Origin of the sequence: Ornithinibacillus scapharcae TW25 (genome assembly GCF_000190475.1) — a bacterium.
In the GTDB taxonomy this organism is placed as follows: domain Bacteria; phylum Bacillota; class Bacilli; order Bacillales; family Amphibacillaceae; genus Ornithinibacillus; species Ornithinibacillus scapharcae.
The window spans coordinates 25410-41661 of record NZ_AEWH01000041.1; the positions used below are offsets into that span (position 1 = coordinate 25410).

Consider the following 16252-nt stretch of genomic DNA (forward strand, 5'->3'; position numbering starts at 1 on the left):
ATGTTCTTTTTTATTTTTCTAAAATTATTCGTTCCCTTAACCTTCTTTTTCGATAAAGCATTCTACCCGCTTCACTAATATCCTTTATAGCCGAGCGGTTAATTAAAGCACCAAATACAAGTCCTGCGATGGGAATCATTTGGAAAAGCTTTTTCCAACCAAATTGATCACGGTAAGTAAAGAATACCTCTCTCCATCCTTGTAGTTCTGACATAACTAACCTTTCCGTGTCCTCTTCTGGGTCATCGAACTTTGATAACGTGTTTAGAATAGCTTGTTTCCCAACATAATCTGAAGAAACAAATTGAAGAACTTTAACTATATATAAACGCTCTTTTTGATTGTTGGGATCATACCCGTAGCAAATAGCAATGTCCTGTAGCGTTTTGAGTTGCAATCCAAGTAATAACGGTATGTCGATGGCTAATGTAAATATACCACCAATGCCCGTACTAGCCCCCTGTGCTGTAGCAATCTTCTTTCGATTATTGGATAAATTTTCTGATGTCTCATCCATTAGAGCTATAGGTAACTTGTTCACATCTTCTAATGTTTCGACAGGATGATTGGGATAATAATCCGTAACTTTAGAGACAGAGCTTAAGTAACTTCCTCCTGTCTGTATATACTTTCCGGTTTCATCTAGCATCTCGCCAATTTTTTCTTGAATAAAAGTAGGTGTAAACTTGTCGAGTAATTTGAATGGAAGTCTTCCAAGCTTTTCCCAGAACCATAAACCACTTTGGTCCTGCTCCCATTTTTCAACACTATCTAATTCTTGTTGTAACCATTCTTTAGATTCTGGCATGTTTCGTCTCCTCTATATTGATAAGTAATTCTTTGCGTGGAATTTATCCTTGGGACAAGGGACCTGTCCCCGTATCCCTAGCTCAACAAATCTTGTATGTCTTCTTCTGTCAGGGTGATGGTTTTGACATCTTTTGGGTCTATTACTTCTTCTATTAAATGACGTTTTCTATCTTGTAGTTGGTTCATTTTTTCTTCAATAGTTCCTTTAGCTACTAGCTTGATGACTTGTACATTCTTCTTTTGTCCCATACGGTGGGCACGATCTGCAGCTTGCTCTTCAACCACTGGATTCCACCAGCTATCATAGAAAATAACGGTGTCTGCGCCTGTTAAATTAAGTCCTGTCCCTCCTGCTTTAAGCGAAATAAGGAAAATATCACGCTCGCCAGTGTTAAACCGATCGCAAAGCTCGACTCTTTCTTCGGATGGAGTTTGTCCATCCAGATAAAAATGAGTTATACCTTGACTGGTAAGTTCTTGTCCAATGAGATGGAGCATCTTCGTAAACTGAGAAAAGATCAATAACCTACGCCCCGAAAGTCTAGCGTCTTCCACTATTCGTAATAGCTGTTCGAATTTAGCAGATGAACCCTCATAGTTATCGACAAATAAGGCTGGATGACAGCAAATTTGACGTAATCTAGTAAGACCAGCTAAGACTCTTATCCGATTTTTTCTAATTGTATCTTTATCTAAATGTCTTAATGTTTTATGTCTTAATTTAGCGAGGTAACTTGCATAGAGCTTTTTCTGTTCTGTTAGTAATTCAGTAGAATCAATAACTTCTCTTTTCTCTGGAAGCTCTCCAAGAACATCCTCCTTTACCCTGCGTAGCATAAAGGGGCGAATTCTCCGTGCAATCTGTTTATTCGTTAATTCACTATACTCTCTTAAGCCAAGGAATAGCTCTGGAAATACGACATGAAAGATGGACCAAAGCTCTTCTAAGGCATTTTCCATTGGTGTCCCGGTTAAAGCAAAACGGTGGTTCGCCTGTAGTTTTTTCACTACTCTAGCTGTTTGGGTGAGTGGGTTTTTAAATACTTGTGCTTCATCAAAGAAAATAACATGGAAATCCTGCTTTTCATACCACCTTGCATCACTTCGTAGTAAAGGATAGCTTGTAATCAGAACATCGATGTCCTCGATATTGGATTGTAGCTTTTCCCGTTCTGCTTTCACACCATCCATAATCAACATTTGTATATCTGGGGCAAATTTCATCATCTCACTCTGCCAGTTATACGTCACAGACGAAGGACAGACAATCAATGCAGTTTTTCTCGATTGGCGAATCGTTGGTAGTTCAGATAGAATAAAAGCAATACTTTGGACTGTTTTTCCAAGTCCCATATCGTCTGCTAGAATTCCGCCAAATCCATAGCTAGCAAGTCCCTTCATCCACTTAAATCCATGTTTTTGATAGTTGTGTAACACTTCTTCCAGTTGTGTTGGAACATCAAAAGATAATCGTTCAGGATGCTGTATATCTGCTAGAAACTTTCGGAAGGATTCTTCAAGTGATACGGCTTCACTAGATTCGATAGAATTTAGTAATCGTAATCCCTCTACAATCGGAACCTCGAATCTTTCCCATTCATCAGGCTCTATTGGGACGGAATGTAAGAATCGCTTGATTTCTTCCATCTCTTTCGTTTCCAATGAAAAAAGAGCGCCATCCCGTAGTCGATAATACTTACGTTTTTCTTCTAGTGCTGCTAAAACATCTTTTATTTCCTCTTCTGGAATTCCATCAATCTTAAAAGTGAATTCTAAGAAGTGATTTTTCTCCCGATAGTGTCTAACCTTTATTTTAGGTATAGTAGTTTTCGGTAATATCCGCAACCGAACTGCGGTTGTTGCATAGACCTGTACTAATTTCTGTAACTTAGGTAATTCATGATGTAAGAAGTTATATTCTAATTCCTCATTTTGAATATAATAGCCACTGTCTGTCTCATTAAACATACTCTCTTTCATTAACTGGAGAATTTCTTCTTCCTTCTCCATATCACGGATAATCACTGTTCCTTCCATAGGTCGATCAAGATCTAATGGATTGATAATAACATTTCGATAATGAAACTCTAAGCCAGCAAGCAAACGATTTTTCACACGATCTAAGTACAGCTTTGCTTGTAGGGGAGTTTTTTGAATCTCCGCCGTTAATTCGCTGGATATATGAACCTCTCCTAATTTTCTCAAAGCAGGCATTAGATTTTCCATATAATATTTCAATTGATGGGCGGGTATTGGGAGGATGTTCGTACCAGATGCATGTATCATTCGCTTTAGTTCAAATAGGCGTTCCGCATCGCCTCTATTAACTACAACTACTTTTCCGTCAGCCAAAACTGTATCATATTCCTTTAATATCAAGGTATCCTTTAATCCGTTAATAACCAACTGATATCCATTATCCTCTGAACTAGTAAAAACGAATTGTAAAGGGAGTAATTCATCTGTTACTTGAAAAACAGGGTAATTAACTCCACCATATTGTAGCGATGCTTGTGGTGCACGTACTAATAAAGGCTCTATTTTTTTCCAAAAGGATGCTGGTATAGGGAGGATGGCTTTATCGATTTGATCGTTCTCCATTATTGATCCGTTGTACATTTTTTCGTCCTCTATGACTCGAATCAATTGCTGGATAACTGCATCTGAATCATGATCAAAGCAATATTCGTTTGGATTATACGTAATTTTATCGGTAATGTGGAAACTAGTACCCTCGCTTACATGGGTAAGGAAATCACGTATATTCTCTATTTTCTGTGCAGCAATCCTCATTTCAATCCCAAACATAGCATTCCCTAGCTCGTTAGTAACCACTATACAACGAAATGATGACTTGAGCACCACTCTATTTTCAAAATGGCGTTGTTGTCCGCTTTTGGGTGTTGGAACAGAAGTCCCAAATAATTCTAAAATACCATCCGACAAGTCTCCATTCGGTTGTCCGAAGTCAACTGCTTCATCTGCCTGTTCATGTTTGAGCTGTTGTTGCCATGCCATTAGCACTGCCGCAATATGCTGACATTCCTTTTGAAAAGAAGAAAGTGTCGGACAGCTACAACTCGCTGTAAATCCACTATTATTTTTTTCGAGATGAACAAAAAAGTTCTCTGGCCCTTTAACTGTTGCATCTAAAGAATCATCGGTTACCGCATCAATGACTACTTTGTTATTACGATAAAAGGCTTCCCCTCTTTTAAAGGAGACAGCCCCACACCGTTCTCTGATCATTTTTTGATTTAGTTTGATTTGCATTAGGGCGCCTCCTTCTAATCTGGTAGATAATTAAATACACGTACTATTCACTACTCTCAAATTTACCATGTAGCCTAAAAACTTGCCACTACATTATATCGCAAAGATTCTAAGTAGTTCTATGACAAATTTCGGTATTAACGAGCAAATAAAGAATGATATAAACAAGCAATACGCCAGATAAGAGAACATTCTTACGATAGAACGAGCTATCCTTTCGTAATCCTAGTTTATGGGTCTTTATAATCATTGACTGTAACTTATCAAGTTTGCCTAAGGCAAAAAAAAATGATAAGGTTAAATAGTCACTTTTCTGTTTAAAGTAATCACTCGTTTACATGCTGTGATATTTTTTATAGACGGATTATGTGAAGTATTACACAAAAGGAGATGATATGTTTTGGTTTCTACTGACATCACAGAAAATCATACCTCCAAAGATACTGGAGATGATTATTCTTTAGGCAGGATACCAAGAGATAAGAGAAACATGGGATGGCTCAGTATCACAAATATTACATTTGGAATCGCAACAGCAATATTTTATTTTCAAATGGGAAGTGTCATGGCACTTCAATTTGGAGCAATTAACGCAATTATCTCAGCAGTATATGCCATTATTGTTGCTGGAATTTTAGGTACATTCATCGCTTACCTTTCTGCAAAATCGGGAATGAATGTAAATCTTTTATCCAGAGGCGGTGGATTTGGCTATATCGGTGCATCATTAACATCGTTTATCTACGCTACAAATTTTATTATGTATTGTGCATTAGAAGGTATGATCCTGGTTGTCGCAGTACATGAATTTTTCCCCGTCATTCCAGAATGGGTATTAATCCTCTTCTTCGGAACAATCGTAATTCCTCTTAATTGGTTTGGAATTAAGCAGTTAGACAAACTACAAAAATGGTCTCTTCCACTATTTTTCGTGTTCCTAATCGCTGCCATTGTTATGGCTGCACTTACACCATCTGAATATGATGGTAGATTTTGGTCTTATATGCCAGAAGGGGTACAAGCTGGCGGAACCGCACTTTTATTATGTATCGGTATGCAGCATGGAATTATGGGACTAACCCCATTACTTGCATCTGATTATGCACGATATCTTAAACCAAGGGATACAAAAATTGGTATCTTTGCTATTGGCTTTATTCCACAAATCTTTTGTTTTGGCGTAATGGGTGGGCTCGGAATTTGGTTTGGAGTTCGTTTAGGAGAGCCGAATCCTGGAGTATACATCGTATTATTACTCGGTCTCTGGGGAGCACTGTTCACCATGCTAACACAAGTCCGAATTAACATAACCAATATTTATAGTGGTTCACTATCATTAGCCAATTTCTTTGAAAACGTCTTTAAATTCACACCCGGTAGAAGATTTTGGGTAGTCGTTACTGGAGTGGCCGCGATTGTTCTAATGCTTGGCGGTATTGTCGATCATTTAGAATTAGCGATGACATTCCAAGGGGTGTTCCTCATGACTTGGGCAACTATTTTAGTAACAGATGCTATAGTCGTTAAGAAACTACTTAAGATTGGTCCTGGTTATTATGAGTTTAGACAACATAATCTCTATAAATGGAATCCGGTTGGGGTTACAGCTCTAATTGTTTCTAGTGTGTTAGGAACAATTGCTGCGCTAGGGTTTATCGGTGAATTTTTACAAAGTACAGCTGCCTTCTTTGCAGCAATATTAGCCACAATTCTAACCGTTATTTTAGCTGTTATGACCAAAGGAAAATATTACGTTCGTAAAGAAGTGACTGATATAGATAAAGAAGATTATATCGCTTAATAAAAATAGAACTTCCAAATAGATTGGAAGTTCTATTTTTTGTAATGTTATCAGGAGGACAATAAATTTATACTATATTTTTGGTTCTCCCCTTCTCAATAACAATCGTTGCAACAAGCAGGATTAGTACAAAAACAGCTAAAAATATTGGTAGAATATTCATAGTGAAACTTTGAAAGAATACCCCTAACAACGGAGGCAGTAGAGTTATTCCAACATAACCAGCTGCTACTTGAAGTCCAATAATGGTGCTCGAATTCCTTTTCCCAAACCTTCTTGGTGTTTCGTGCATCATGGTTGGGAATATTGCTGCACAACCTAGACCAATAAGTATGAATCCACCATATAAAACATTACCTGTTCCAAAAGCAACAGTTAACATGAAGTTCCGTCACCATCTCAGGCCATGCAACCCCTAATAAAGAATCAGGTAAGCCTAAACTAATATAGGTGGCATAAATTATGAATATAAAAGTTAAGTTACGCACAGCTTCCTCCAGTATTAATTTAGTAGAAGATATAGGAGATGATCAGTTGTCACTCCTATGAAGTTATAGCATCCTTACATTATAACAGGAGGAAGGAATACAAGCTTGTATGAACGGTAAATCAGAGTGGTAATTATACTATTTCAATATAATCTCCATTTTTCTACTCTTCGTTGTCATCCCTATTGACCGATAAAATTCAATGGCAGATGCATTTCTCTCGGAAACCTCCAATTCAACACTATCAACTTCGAGGCTTCTTCCAAAGTCAAAGACGTATGCTGTGAGTTTCTTTCCGATACCTTTCTTTCGATGTGTTTCAGCAATGCATAAACTCTTGATAAATAAGACATTTCTCTCTTTAACAAAAGTATTTTCCGTTATTTCTTCTTCCTTTGTCACAACAACCCCAACTATTTCATTGTCTATAGTCGCAACAAAAATATGCTGTTTGTCGTCACTCAATTGGCTTTCAAAAAAACCTTGTTCAACAGGCGTGGGATTCTCTTTGTACAAATCTGGTCTCACAGATACATGGAATTCATGAACCTGCCTAAATAAAGGCAACAATGATTCGTAATCTGATTGCTTGGCATTACGAATAGATATATCCATACTGATTTCTCCCTCCTCTTATAAATAAAAAACACGCCCCTATATAAAAGGGACGTGGTTAACGTGGTACCACCCTTGCATGAAAATAAACTCCCACTCATTCTGGATAACGGTCCGTCCGTTCTTTACTACTTCAATGTTCATAAAGAAAGTTCCAGGAGGTAATTCGCTCCTACCTTTGTACTGATTTTCACCACCATCAGCTCTCTATCACAGGGAGATAAGTAACTACTAATTCCTATCCTAACTTTTATTTATTCTTCGTGAAAATATTTCTATAAATGATAACCTGAAATCCTCTAAAATTCAATTAATATAAAAAACTCTCTACTAGTTAATAGTAGAGAGCTTTTTTATATACATTCATTATTTTAATTCATCGATTGGTTTAAACTGTCCTTCCCATTTTGCCACTACAAGTGCAGCAACAGAGTTACCGACTACATTTACCGCTGTACGTCCCATATCGAGTATACGATCGATACCAGCAATAAATGCTAGACCTGCAGCTGGTAAACCAATGGTGCTAAACGTAGCTAATAGCACGACAAAGGATACACCAGGTACTCCTGCCATCCCTTTAGATGTAATCATCAAGACGAGCATCAGTGTAACTTGTTGTCCTATGCTTAAATCGATACCATACATTTGAGCAATAAAAATGGAAGCAATGGCTTGATATAAAATGGATCCATCTAGATTAAACGAGTAACCAGTTGGAATAACAAATGATGCAATATGTTTCGGGCTGCCCGCCACTTCCATCTTGTCCATTATTCTCGGAAGCACGGTCTCAGAACTTGATGTTGAAAAGGCAAGAATTAACTCTTCCTTAATCATTTTTAATAATTTAAAGATATTAATTCCAATTATTTTCGCCATTAACCCTAATATAACAATAACAAAGAAAATCATTGTTCCGTATACTGTTATTGCTAGTTTCCCAAGTGGTATAAGCGATTCAAAACCATATCTAGATATGGTTACACCTATTAACGCAAAAACACCAATTGGTGCATACTTCATAAATAAATTTGTTACATAGAACATGGCATTCGCCATACCCTCGAAGAATCGCAGTATTGTCTTTCCTTTTTCCCCAATTGCTGCAATTCCAAGACCAAATACAACGGCAAAGAATATAATTGCAAGCATATCTCCTTCAACCATTGCCTGAATTGGATTAGTCGGAACAATATGAAGAAGTGTATCCACAACGGACTTCCCTTCTTGCTCTTCCGATGTATCAACATAAGTTGATATGTCGGTTTGCTCCAACTCGTTCATATTTAAACCAGCTCCTGGCTGAAAAATGTTTCCAGCTAGAAGGCCAACCGCTACAGCAACCATTGTCATGCCAATAAAATAGGTTAGTGATTTGGCACCAAGTTTTCCGACTGATTTAATATCTCCTACACCTGCTATCGCAACAATGATACTAGATAAGACAATCGGTACAACGATCATTTTAATGAGACGGATAAATAAATCGCCGAATGGTTGTAAAACATCTTGTGCCGTTTCACTTCCATAGAAGATTCCACCGACAATAATACCTAAAATTAGACCAATAAAAATTTGACTTGCTAAACTTAATTTAAGCCTTTTCATTCATTACCCCACCTTCAGATGACTAAATTTGTGAACTTACTCAGGTAAGGAAACAAGAAGATATTGTAAACTTTCCATTTATAAGAAATACTCTTTAGCAACATGCTTAGTTTTTCGTACAAAAAATAAAAAAACGGCCAATGCCGAATACAAAATTCTATCATTCTGTTTCCACTACAATGCTTACGAGGTTAGCTTTCGGGTTAGGACTATGGGAAACGATAAGCCCCTTCTGATAAGAATTCACCTAAAGCGGAAATTTTCCGCATAAATCATTGGGTCCCCCGCTCTTTACTAAGATTAAGCAATAGAACAACCTTGTCTATTTTATCATTACTATACCCTTTTTGTATATTAATAATGATTTCCATGCAAAAAATTACCATTTTTTTATAAAGTTGTCTCACTACTGGATAGAGGTTCCTTCCTAAAAAACTAACACATTCGCTATGAATGTGTTAGTTATTCTCATATGACAAGAAAGAACGCACCACTTACTCTTCAGCCCATACCTTGTCTAAGACTTGACTAAATACTTCTGCAGGTTGCGCACCAGAAACAGCATATTTATTGTTAATTACAAAGAATGGTACACCTTGTACACCAACACTACGAGCTTCCGATATTTCCTGGTTGATTTTTTCCTCATTCTGCTTTTGTTGAATGATATTTCGAACTTCGACACCATCAAGTCCAATTTCTTCAGACAAGCGAACAATAGTGTCTTCATCACTTATCACTTCACCATCTGTAAAATGAGCAACATATAGACGGGAGAAGAATTCATTCCCTTTTCCTATTTCCTTTGCATATTGGAATACACGATGGGCATCGAACGTGCTAGCTAATTTAGCTTTATCATAATGAATCGGGACGCCTGATTGATTTGCCATGTCTGTCACCTGTTGAAGCATGGTTTTCGCCTGATCAAGCGGAATTCCTTTCATACCCGCAAATGTTTGCGCATAATCCTGTCCTGGAATGTACTCTGCATCAGGCATCAGTAAGAAGCTTTTATATTCTATTTCAACATCATCTCGATGATCGAAGTTCTCTAATGCTTTATCTAAATGGGATTGTCCAATAAAACAAAATGGACATACAAAATCTGACCAAATGGTTATTTTCATTACTAATCCTCTTTTCTATTATTTACTGGACCACAAATACCAGTATTTATATCACAAACAAATCCTGAGGAATTATCTAAACTAATTTCTTTTATTTCCTTCATGTCTATCCATTTCACCGTAGAATTTTTCTCTTCAGATGACGCTTCCTTGTTGGCTAACTTCTCTTTCGACATCAGATATTCCTCCTTCTTATTTACTATTCATTATATGGGAATTATCGATTGGTTTCTAATAATTGAACTGAAGGGTTATTTATTATCCAAATGATAATAAACCTTCTTCCATTCGCCAATAAGACAAATACATCCCACGATAATATTGCTTAAATTTTCAATACCCTATTATGGAACATCTTTAGATATTCCTAATAAACTATCACATATCTTTTGCAATTTGATAAACCTTCCCTATATAAGGAGTGATCAAATGCCTGCCATCACAGGAAGTGAATATATTGAAAGAATTGACCAGTTAAAAACAAACCTTTGGGTGGATGGAAAACCAGTAAGAAGAAAAGTCTCGGAGCATACAGCATTCAAAGGAGTAATTGAGAGCCAAGCTACATTATATGATTTGCAACATGATAAGTCGTTAAAGGATATAATGATATATTCCTCTCCTCTGACAGGAGATCAAGTTGGAATTTCCTATTTACAGCCAGAAACGAAAGAGGATCTTGTGAAAAGAAGAATGATGACTCAGCAATGGGCAATTTCAAGTAATGGTATGTTGGGTAGAAGTCCAGACTATATGAATACCGTATTAATGGCACTTGCATCATCCGCAGAGTTTTTAAGAGGCAAAGAAAACTGCTTTCCAGAGCGGTTAATTTCTTTCTATGAGTATGCAAGAGAGAATGACTTATCTCTTACACATACATTCGTCAATCCACAAGTGAATCGAGCACAATTTTACTTAGAAGATACAAATGAACCAATTGCTGCTAAGGTGATAGACAGAAACAGCGAAGGAATCATTATAAAAGGTGCACGATTATTAGCAACCCGAGGAGGCATCACGGATGAAATCGCTGTGTTTTCAGCCGGAGGCATCCAAGATAAAGCTAATGGATTTGCATTTTCAATCCCTAGTAATCATGATGGGTTAAAATTTATCTGTAGGGAATCTTTTGTTGGAGGTGAATCCACCTTTAATTATCCATTGAGCTCACGCTATGAGGAAATGGACACGATTGTTGTATTCGATAATGTTCTTGTTCCGTGGGATCGTGTCTTTTATTATGATAATTTGCTAGTTTCAAATTCCTTTGCGGCAGAGAGCTCGTTCTTTCCATATTCACTACATCAAGCTATTTCCAGACAAATAATCAAGACGGAATTTGTTTTAGGTTTGGTCCAAACTATTATAGATTCCATAAATATCGGTGAGTACTTGCATGTACAGGAAAAGGTATCAGAAATTATCATCGCTTTGGAAACTTTAAAAGCACTGGTCCTAAAATCTGAAATCGAAGCTAAATTGGATGAATGGGGATATATGCGTCCAAATCAAAGAACACTACAGGTTGCCAGCAATATTTTTCCAAAAGTATATACTCGATTCAGCGAAATTATCCAACAAATATGTGCAAGTGGAATAGTCTCTATTCCTACTGAAGAGGCATTCCAATCAGATATCGAGAAGGATCTTAATCTTTACTTACACTCTAAATCGGATGATGCGATGACACGGGTGAAACTATTTCGTTTAGCGTGGGATCTTACTATGAGTGCTTTTGGAACCAGGGAAGTTCAATATGAGCGTTACTACTATGGTGATCCTGTCAAGTTGACTAGTCAATTGTATCAAACGTATGAGAAAGAACCATATGTAAAACGGGTTAGGCAGTTTTTAGAGATAGATTAACCCTTTAGACTAGTTAAAAATGAATCCCTGGGTCTAACCTAGGATTTTTTTATTTAACAAAAGGTGAAGGAGATTATTCCTTCACCTTTTGTTACTTCTGCAAAATACTAAGGTAAGAGGACCAAGGTCCAACATCATCATTATACCTTTTAGCCATTACCCGAGCAATTTGGGTAATATGTGTTAAATCGTGCACAACCCAAGTAGAAATTAATTGTCCTAGAGTTATTGGACCTAACTCCGGATGAATGCCTACTTTATCGAAGTCACTACTTGAAGTTACCATGGTACGAAGTTTATTCAGATTGTTAAATCTTATCGATTGGAATTCTGCTATACTTTCTTCAATAGATCTTGGTTTTTGATTAAGATGAGAAAATCGATTAAATGGTTCGAAGTGGCTATCTTTATCCGGATCAAGAATTGCTTCCGTTCTTGAAACCCAGTTTGTTTTCTCCGCTTCAATGAGGTGCTCTATTACTTCTTTTGGGTTCCATGTACCATCCCCCTCATTACAATGGAGCCAAGAATCAGATAAATTAGTTAGGAAATAATGTAGTGTCTGGGGTGTCTTTTCTAAGATCTGTATCGATTCTTGAAAATTAAAATTCATATTACTTCCCCCTTTTTCTTACATTTCTATCTTCTATTTATCTATATTTCTTCCCATCTCTCCTAATGCATGATAAATTCCATGCTGTAACGAATGAAAGGAGTTTACATCAGACATGTCTATCCCCAAATTAACCATTTCTCTGCTTAATTTAGGCGATATCCCTACCAAAATTATTTCTAATCCAATCAAGGGCATTCCTGACCGTAAATCATCTATCATTCGTATAGTCGATTCATTGATGTCTGCATCAAGCCCTGTTACATCTAAGACCAAATAATCCGCATCATAGTTAGGTATGTTATTTAATACCTTCTTCACCAATTCTTCTGCTCGTTTCTCTTCATATTTTCCCAAAAGCGGGATAACGACTATTCCATCAAGAACTGGGATAATCGGAGAAGATAATTTTTGAACTAGTTCTTCTAATTCCCTTGTTTTCTCTTGTACAAGAGATTCTAATTTTTTAATTTCCTCCAGTTCTTTCTTTCTGGCAAGGCGGTGTATATTATCAGAAACAGTTATATTAGATGGAAAATAACGAACAATACTCGAGGGATTGCCTTGAAGTTGATAACGTTCTACTTCATAGCCCATATTAGTATTAAGTAAGGCCGTGAATATTCCTGCAAAATGGGCAGGAAGTAGTACGTCCTTATCACGCTTTTTATTTGTTTTATGTACCTTAGATTCCCAACTATCTTTTAGATCCATGACTACATTCCGTGTTTCTAAGTCAAGCTCCTGAATTGTAAATCTACCCCAACCTGCTGCAGCATATGTATTTGTGATTGTATGGATAGCTTCTGATACCGATACATCTTTGTTTTGGAAATACTTTCCGACTACCAAGCCCTGTCGAAAACCAGTAGTTTCTAACACTAGGTGGAATGTTTCCTCCCCAGAAATCTCTTCGATAGCATCCAAGAATACACTCATAGCACTGTCAATCCAGAATAAAACTGCATCATCATTCTCGAATTGAAGTAAGCCCTTTTCGAGTTCCCAATCGAAATCTAGTCCACCAATATTGATGCTTAACTCTTGCTTTGACAATCTAGCTTCCTCCTACAATATTCATTTATATTTTTAAATTTTACAATATCTCTAGAATAAATATTAAAGCAATAGGTGATGAATGGGAAGACTTATAGCTATATTTAGTCTTGTACCTATAACAGTGTAAACGATAAAAAGAAAAAACCTCTCCAGCAGAATAGCTAAAGAGAGGTCTATTAGTTGGATTCCTGCACCAACTAATGCTAAATAATGCATCTAAAACAGATAGACTACAATTTCCTAAATAAGGCTTATGGGATTATCCCCACAGCTTCTCTTATGTTAATTGCTGTTCTGAAAACTTACGATAGAGTTCATGAGATTCGATTAATTCCTGGTGGGTTCCAGCTCCCGTTACTTCTCCTTTTTCAATAAAAATAATCTTATCAGCATCAACAATGGTTGATAATCTATGAGCAATAACGAATGTTGTTCTCCCCTCCATCAATCGAGTTAAAGCTTCCTGAACAGCGTGCTCAGATTGGCTATCTAAACTAGCCGTTGCTTCATCAAGCATTAAGATTTTTGGATCTCGGAGGAATGCACGAGCAATATTAATCCGTTGACGTTGACCACCGGATAACTTTACACCACGTTCGCCGACTTCCGTATCTAAACCATTGGCGAACGTTTTAATAAATGTGTCAGCATAAGCCATCTCCGTAACCTTCCATAGCTGTTCATCTGTTATACTATCCGCATTACTTAATCCGTACGTTAAATTATCACGAATTGTCCCAGCCATCATCGCACTTTCTTGAGAAACATAGCCAATTTGACTACGCCATGATTGCATAGATAACGTACTAATTGGTGTATCACCAATTAGTATTTTTCCTTCTGTTGGTTCATGATACCTTTCAAGTAAACTGAATAGGGTTGTTTTCCCTCCACCACTTGGTCCTGCAAAGGCAATCATTTCACCAGGCTTGGCTTCAAAGCTGACATTTTTTAGTACTGGCTCATCTTCCATATACGCGAATGATACATTGTTAACATGAACTATTTGATTGGCAATATCCTGGTGGATGCCCACTTGACCTGGTTCTTCTGGTATTTCTAATATCTCTATAATTCGTTCTGTTGCCCCTTTAGCCTTTTGCAGCTCTGTAAAGAACATCGCAAATGATGTGATTGGATAAATGATTTGGAAGAGATAGAGTAGAAAAGCGACGAGTGATCCAGTCGACATGGAACCCTCAGCAACTCGAATTCCACCATAGCCGATAATAGCAACAATAACTAGCATCATAATCGTATAAATTGATGGACCAATAACTGCAAAAATCTTCGCTTCTTTTAATCCATAACGATATAATTTTTCGATTCCAGCTAATCCTTTTTTCTCTTCTACGGTTTCAGCTGTTGAGGATTTCATTAGCCGTGCTTCACTAATCGTTTGTTGGATGCCACCTGTAAATGACGCAGTTTCATCTTGCATCCCTTTGGATACTTTTGCCATTCTACTTCCGAGTGGCATCATAATGGCAAACGTTACAGGGACCGCGATTAACATTAATAATGTCATTTTCCAATCCATGATCATTAGGATGACAATTGCACCAATGATTGTGATGATTCCCGTAATAAACTGTGGAAAATGTTGTGTTATCAAATTTTTTACAATTCCAGTATCGTTTACAACCCGGCTCACAGATTCTCCACTAGCTTGTTTATCAAAATAACTCACTGGTAAACGGATGAGTTTAAACCACATTTTCTCACGCAGTCTGGCAACAATCTTTTGACCTACATAAGCTAGTAGATAGGTGGATACCCCATCAACTATAGCTTGTAGAATAAACACAACGAAAATAATAACGATAAGTGTGACGCTTAATGCTTCTACTGAGAAGCCGTCTACAAGTTCTCTCGTCAGTAATGGGATAGAAAGTCCAACGATCATCGTAATTATACTTCCTAATAAACCAAATATTAATGCTACCCTTGGTACTTTTGTCGATAAAATTAAAGAAATAAAGGGTTTTAACCCCTTTTTTCCACTGGCGCCTGATTTTCCATTGCAGACTATCACTCCTCAAACTAGTGCTGAATTTATTTTTATTCATCCACTCTTCATTTTACTGTATATCAAGAAATGCACCAGCGTGAAATCATTATTTTATTGCAAGAGGGTACAAGTAAACGGCCAAATTCTTCCCGTGTTCCATTGAAGGCCATATCACTTTTTCAGAATTCAAGTTACTTGGAAACTTCATACCAACATAAAACGTCTTCTCCCTACGAAAAAGCACCGTATGAAGAAGACGTATGGATTTGTGTAATTTATTCAATATCAATTTAACTTTGGAAAGTGCACCTTTTCTATAACAGTCAATTGATTAATCTATCTCTACTTCTAATATTTCTCCTGTCACAGCATCAAGTGTAATATCCGCCTCGCCAACATCTGTTCTGAGTTCTAGATCATATTCATAACGACCATCATCTTCATCCAGCTCGATTTCTATTACCTTTCCACCGAGTTCTCCTACTGCAATCTCCTTGGCCTTTTCCACTGTGATGAAGTCTGCAAAATTATACTCACTTTTTTCCTCTTCCATACTGTCATCATCAAAATCTACTGTTAATACTTCTCCTGTCGAAGCATCAATATCAATTTCATAATCTTTATTACCTTGTTCGATATCTACTTCATAGTATAGACGGCCATGTTCCTTCTCTAAGTCTATACTTTCAACATATCCATCTTGTTCAGATAGAGCAATCTTTTGGACTTCCTTTACAGAAAGTAAATCTTCCTTATCAACAACAACTCCCGACTTAACAACGCCCTCCTTCTGTACATCATTCACTTCATTCTCATTCATGCTAGCTGCAACCATTGTTGTACCGCCTAATAGTAGCCCCACCGTTACGACACCAGTAATTAATTTCTTATTCATCATAATTCCTCCTTATCTTCTTATCTACACTATATCCTGCAAAAATAAGAGAATAAGGAAATTAAGATTAGAATTTG

The 16252-nt window shown here is 37.0% G+C and carries 13 protein-coding genes, 1 riboswitch and 1 other annotated feature; of the genes, 2 read left to right on the forward strand and 11 right to left on the reverse strand.

Annotated elements, in window-relative coordinates; translation table 11 throughout:
• Positions 1-10: 10 nt before the first annotated feature.
• Entirely contained in the window at positions 11-808 is a 798-nt protein-coding gene (locus G5W_RS0109970) for an EcsC family protein (RefSeq protein ID WP_010096320.1), read from the reverse strand.
• A 77-nt stretch (positions 809-885) separates the two neighbouring features.
• Positions 886-4083 (reverse strand): DEAD/DEAH box helicase, encoded by a 3198-nt coding sequence (locus tag G5W_RS0109975; RefSeq protein ID WP_010096321.1) that lies wholly within the window; start codon positions 4081-4083, stop codon positions 886-888.
• A 400-nt stretch (positions 4084-4483) separates the two neighbouring features.
• On the opposite strand from G5W_RS0109975, the gene G5W_RS0109980 reads away from it, so the two are divergent.
• Positions 4484-5884, forward strand: coding sequence for a purine-cytosine permease family protein (locus G5W_RS0109980; RefSeq protein ID WP_010096322.1), 1401 nt, complete (start codon positions 4484-4486; stop codon positions 5882-5884).
• Between the two features lie 67 nt (positions 5885-5951).
• Here G5W_RS0109980 and G5W_RS0109985 read toward each other — a convergent pair whose 3' ends face one another.
• From G5W_RS0109985 to G5W_RS23765, 5 genes are all read right to left on the reverse strand, one after another.
• Complete coding sequence (locus tag G5W_RS0109985; protein WP_010096323.1) at positions 5952-6266, reverse strand: hypothetical protein; 315 nt, start codon at positions 6264-6266, stop codon at positions 5952-5954.
• Between the two features lie 244 nt (positions 6267-6510).
• Positions 6511-6987: a GNAT family N-acetyltransferase gene (locus tag G5W_RS0109995; RefSeq protein ID WP_010096324.1), complete on the reverse strand. Its 477-nt coding sequence runs from the start codon at positions 6985-6987 to the stop codon at positions 6511-6513.
• Between the two features lie 45 nt (positions 6988-7032).
• Positions 7033-7241 (reverse strand) — a binding site (T-box leader).
• 112 nt (positions 7242-7353) lie between these two features.
• The gene (locus G5W_RS0110000; RefSeq protein WP_010096325.1) at positions 7354-8598 is read right to left on the reverse strand and encodes a cation:dicarboxylate symporter family transporter; all 1245 of its coding nucleotides are present in this window, start codon (positions 8596-8598) and stop codon (positions 7354-7356) included.
• 165 nt (positions 8599-8763) lie between these two features.
• Positions 8764-8915: riboswitch (cyclic di-AMP (ydaO/yuaA leader) on the reverse strand.
• A gap of 177 nt (positions 8916-9092) precedes the next feature.
• Complete coding sequence (locus tag G5W_RS0110005; RefSeq protein WP_010096329.1) at positions 9093-9728, reverse strand: DsbA family oxidoreductase; 636 nt, start codon at positions 9726-9728, stop codon at positions 9093-9095.
• A gap of 2 nt (positions 9729-9730) precedes the next feature.
• On the reverse strand, positions 9731-9904 hold the full coding sequence (locus G5W_RS23765; protein WP_010096331.1) for a hypothetical protein: 174 nt from the start codon (positions 9902-9904) through the stop codon (positions 9731-9733).
• 253 nt (positions 9905-10157) lie between these two features.
• On the opposite strand from G5W_RS23765, the gene hpaB reads away from it, so the two are divergent.
• Positions 10158-11597 (forward strand): 4-hydroxyphenylacetate 3-monooxygenase, oxygenase component, encoded by a 1440-nt coding sequence (gene hpaB / locus G5W_RS0110015; RefSeq protein WP_010096332.1) that lies wholly within the window; start codon positions 10158-10160, stop codon positions 11595-11597.
• 91 nt (positions 11598-11688) lie between these two features.
• Here hpaB and G5W_RS0110020 read toward each other — a convergent pair whose 3' ends face one another.
• From G5W_RS0110020 to G5W_RS0110035, 4 genes are all read right to left on the reverse strand, one after another.
• Complete coding sequence (locus G5W_RS0110020) at positions 11689-12210, reverse strand: DinB family protein (RefSeq protein WP_010096334.1); 522 nt, start codon at positions 12208-12210, stop codon at positions 11689-11691.
• A 33-nt stretch (positions 12211-12243) separates the two neighbouring features.
• Positions 12244-13266, reverse strand: coding sequence for an STAS domain-containing protein (locus tag G5W_RS0110025; RefSeq protein ID WP_010096336.1), 1023 nt, complete (start codon positions 13264-13266; stop codon positions 12244-12246).
• Positions 13267-13546: 280 nt separating this feature from the next.
• Positions 13547-15304 (reverse strand): ABC transporter ATP-binding protein, encoded by a 1758-nt coding sequence (locus tag G5W_RS0110030; protein WP_272941571.1) that lies wholly within the window; start codon positions 15302-15304, stop codon positions 13547-13549.
• 307 nt (positions 15305-15611) lie between these two features.
• On the reverse strand, positions 15612-16175 hold the full coding sequence (locus G5W_RS0110035) for a PepSY domain-containing protein (RefSeq protein ID WP_010096339.1): 564 nt from the start codon (positions 16173-16175) through the stop codon (positions 15612-15614).
• Positions 16176-16252: the final 77 nt, after the last annotated feature.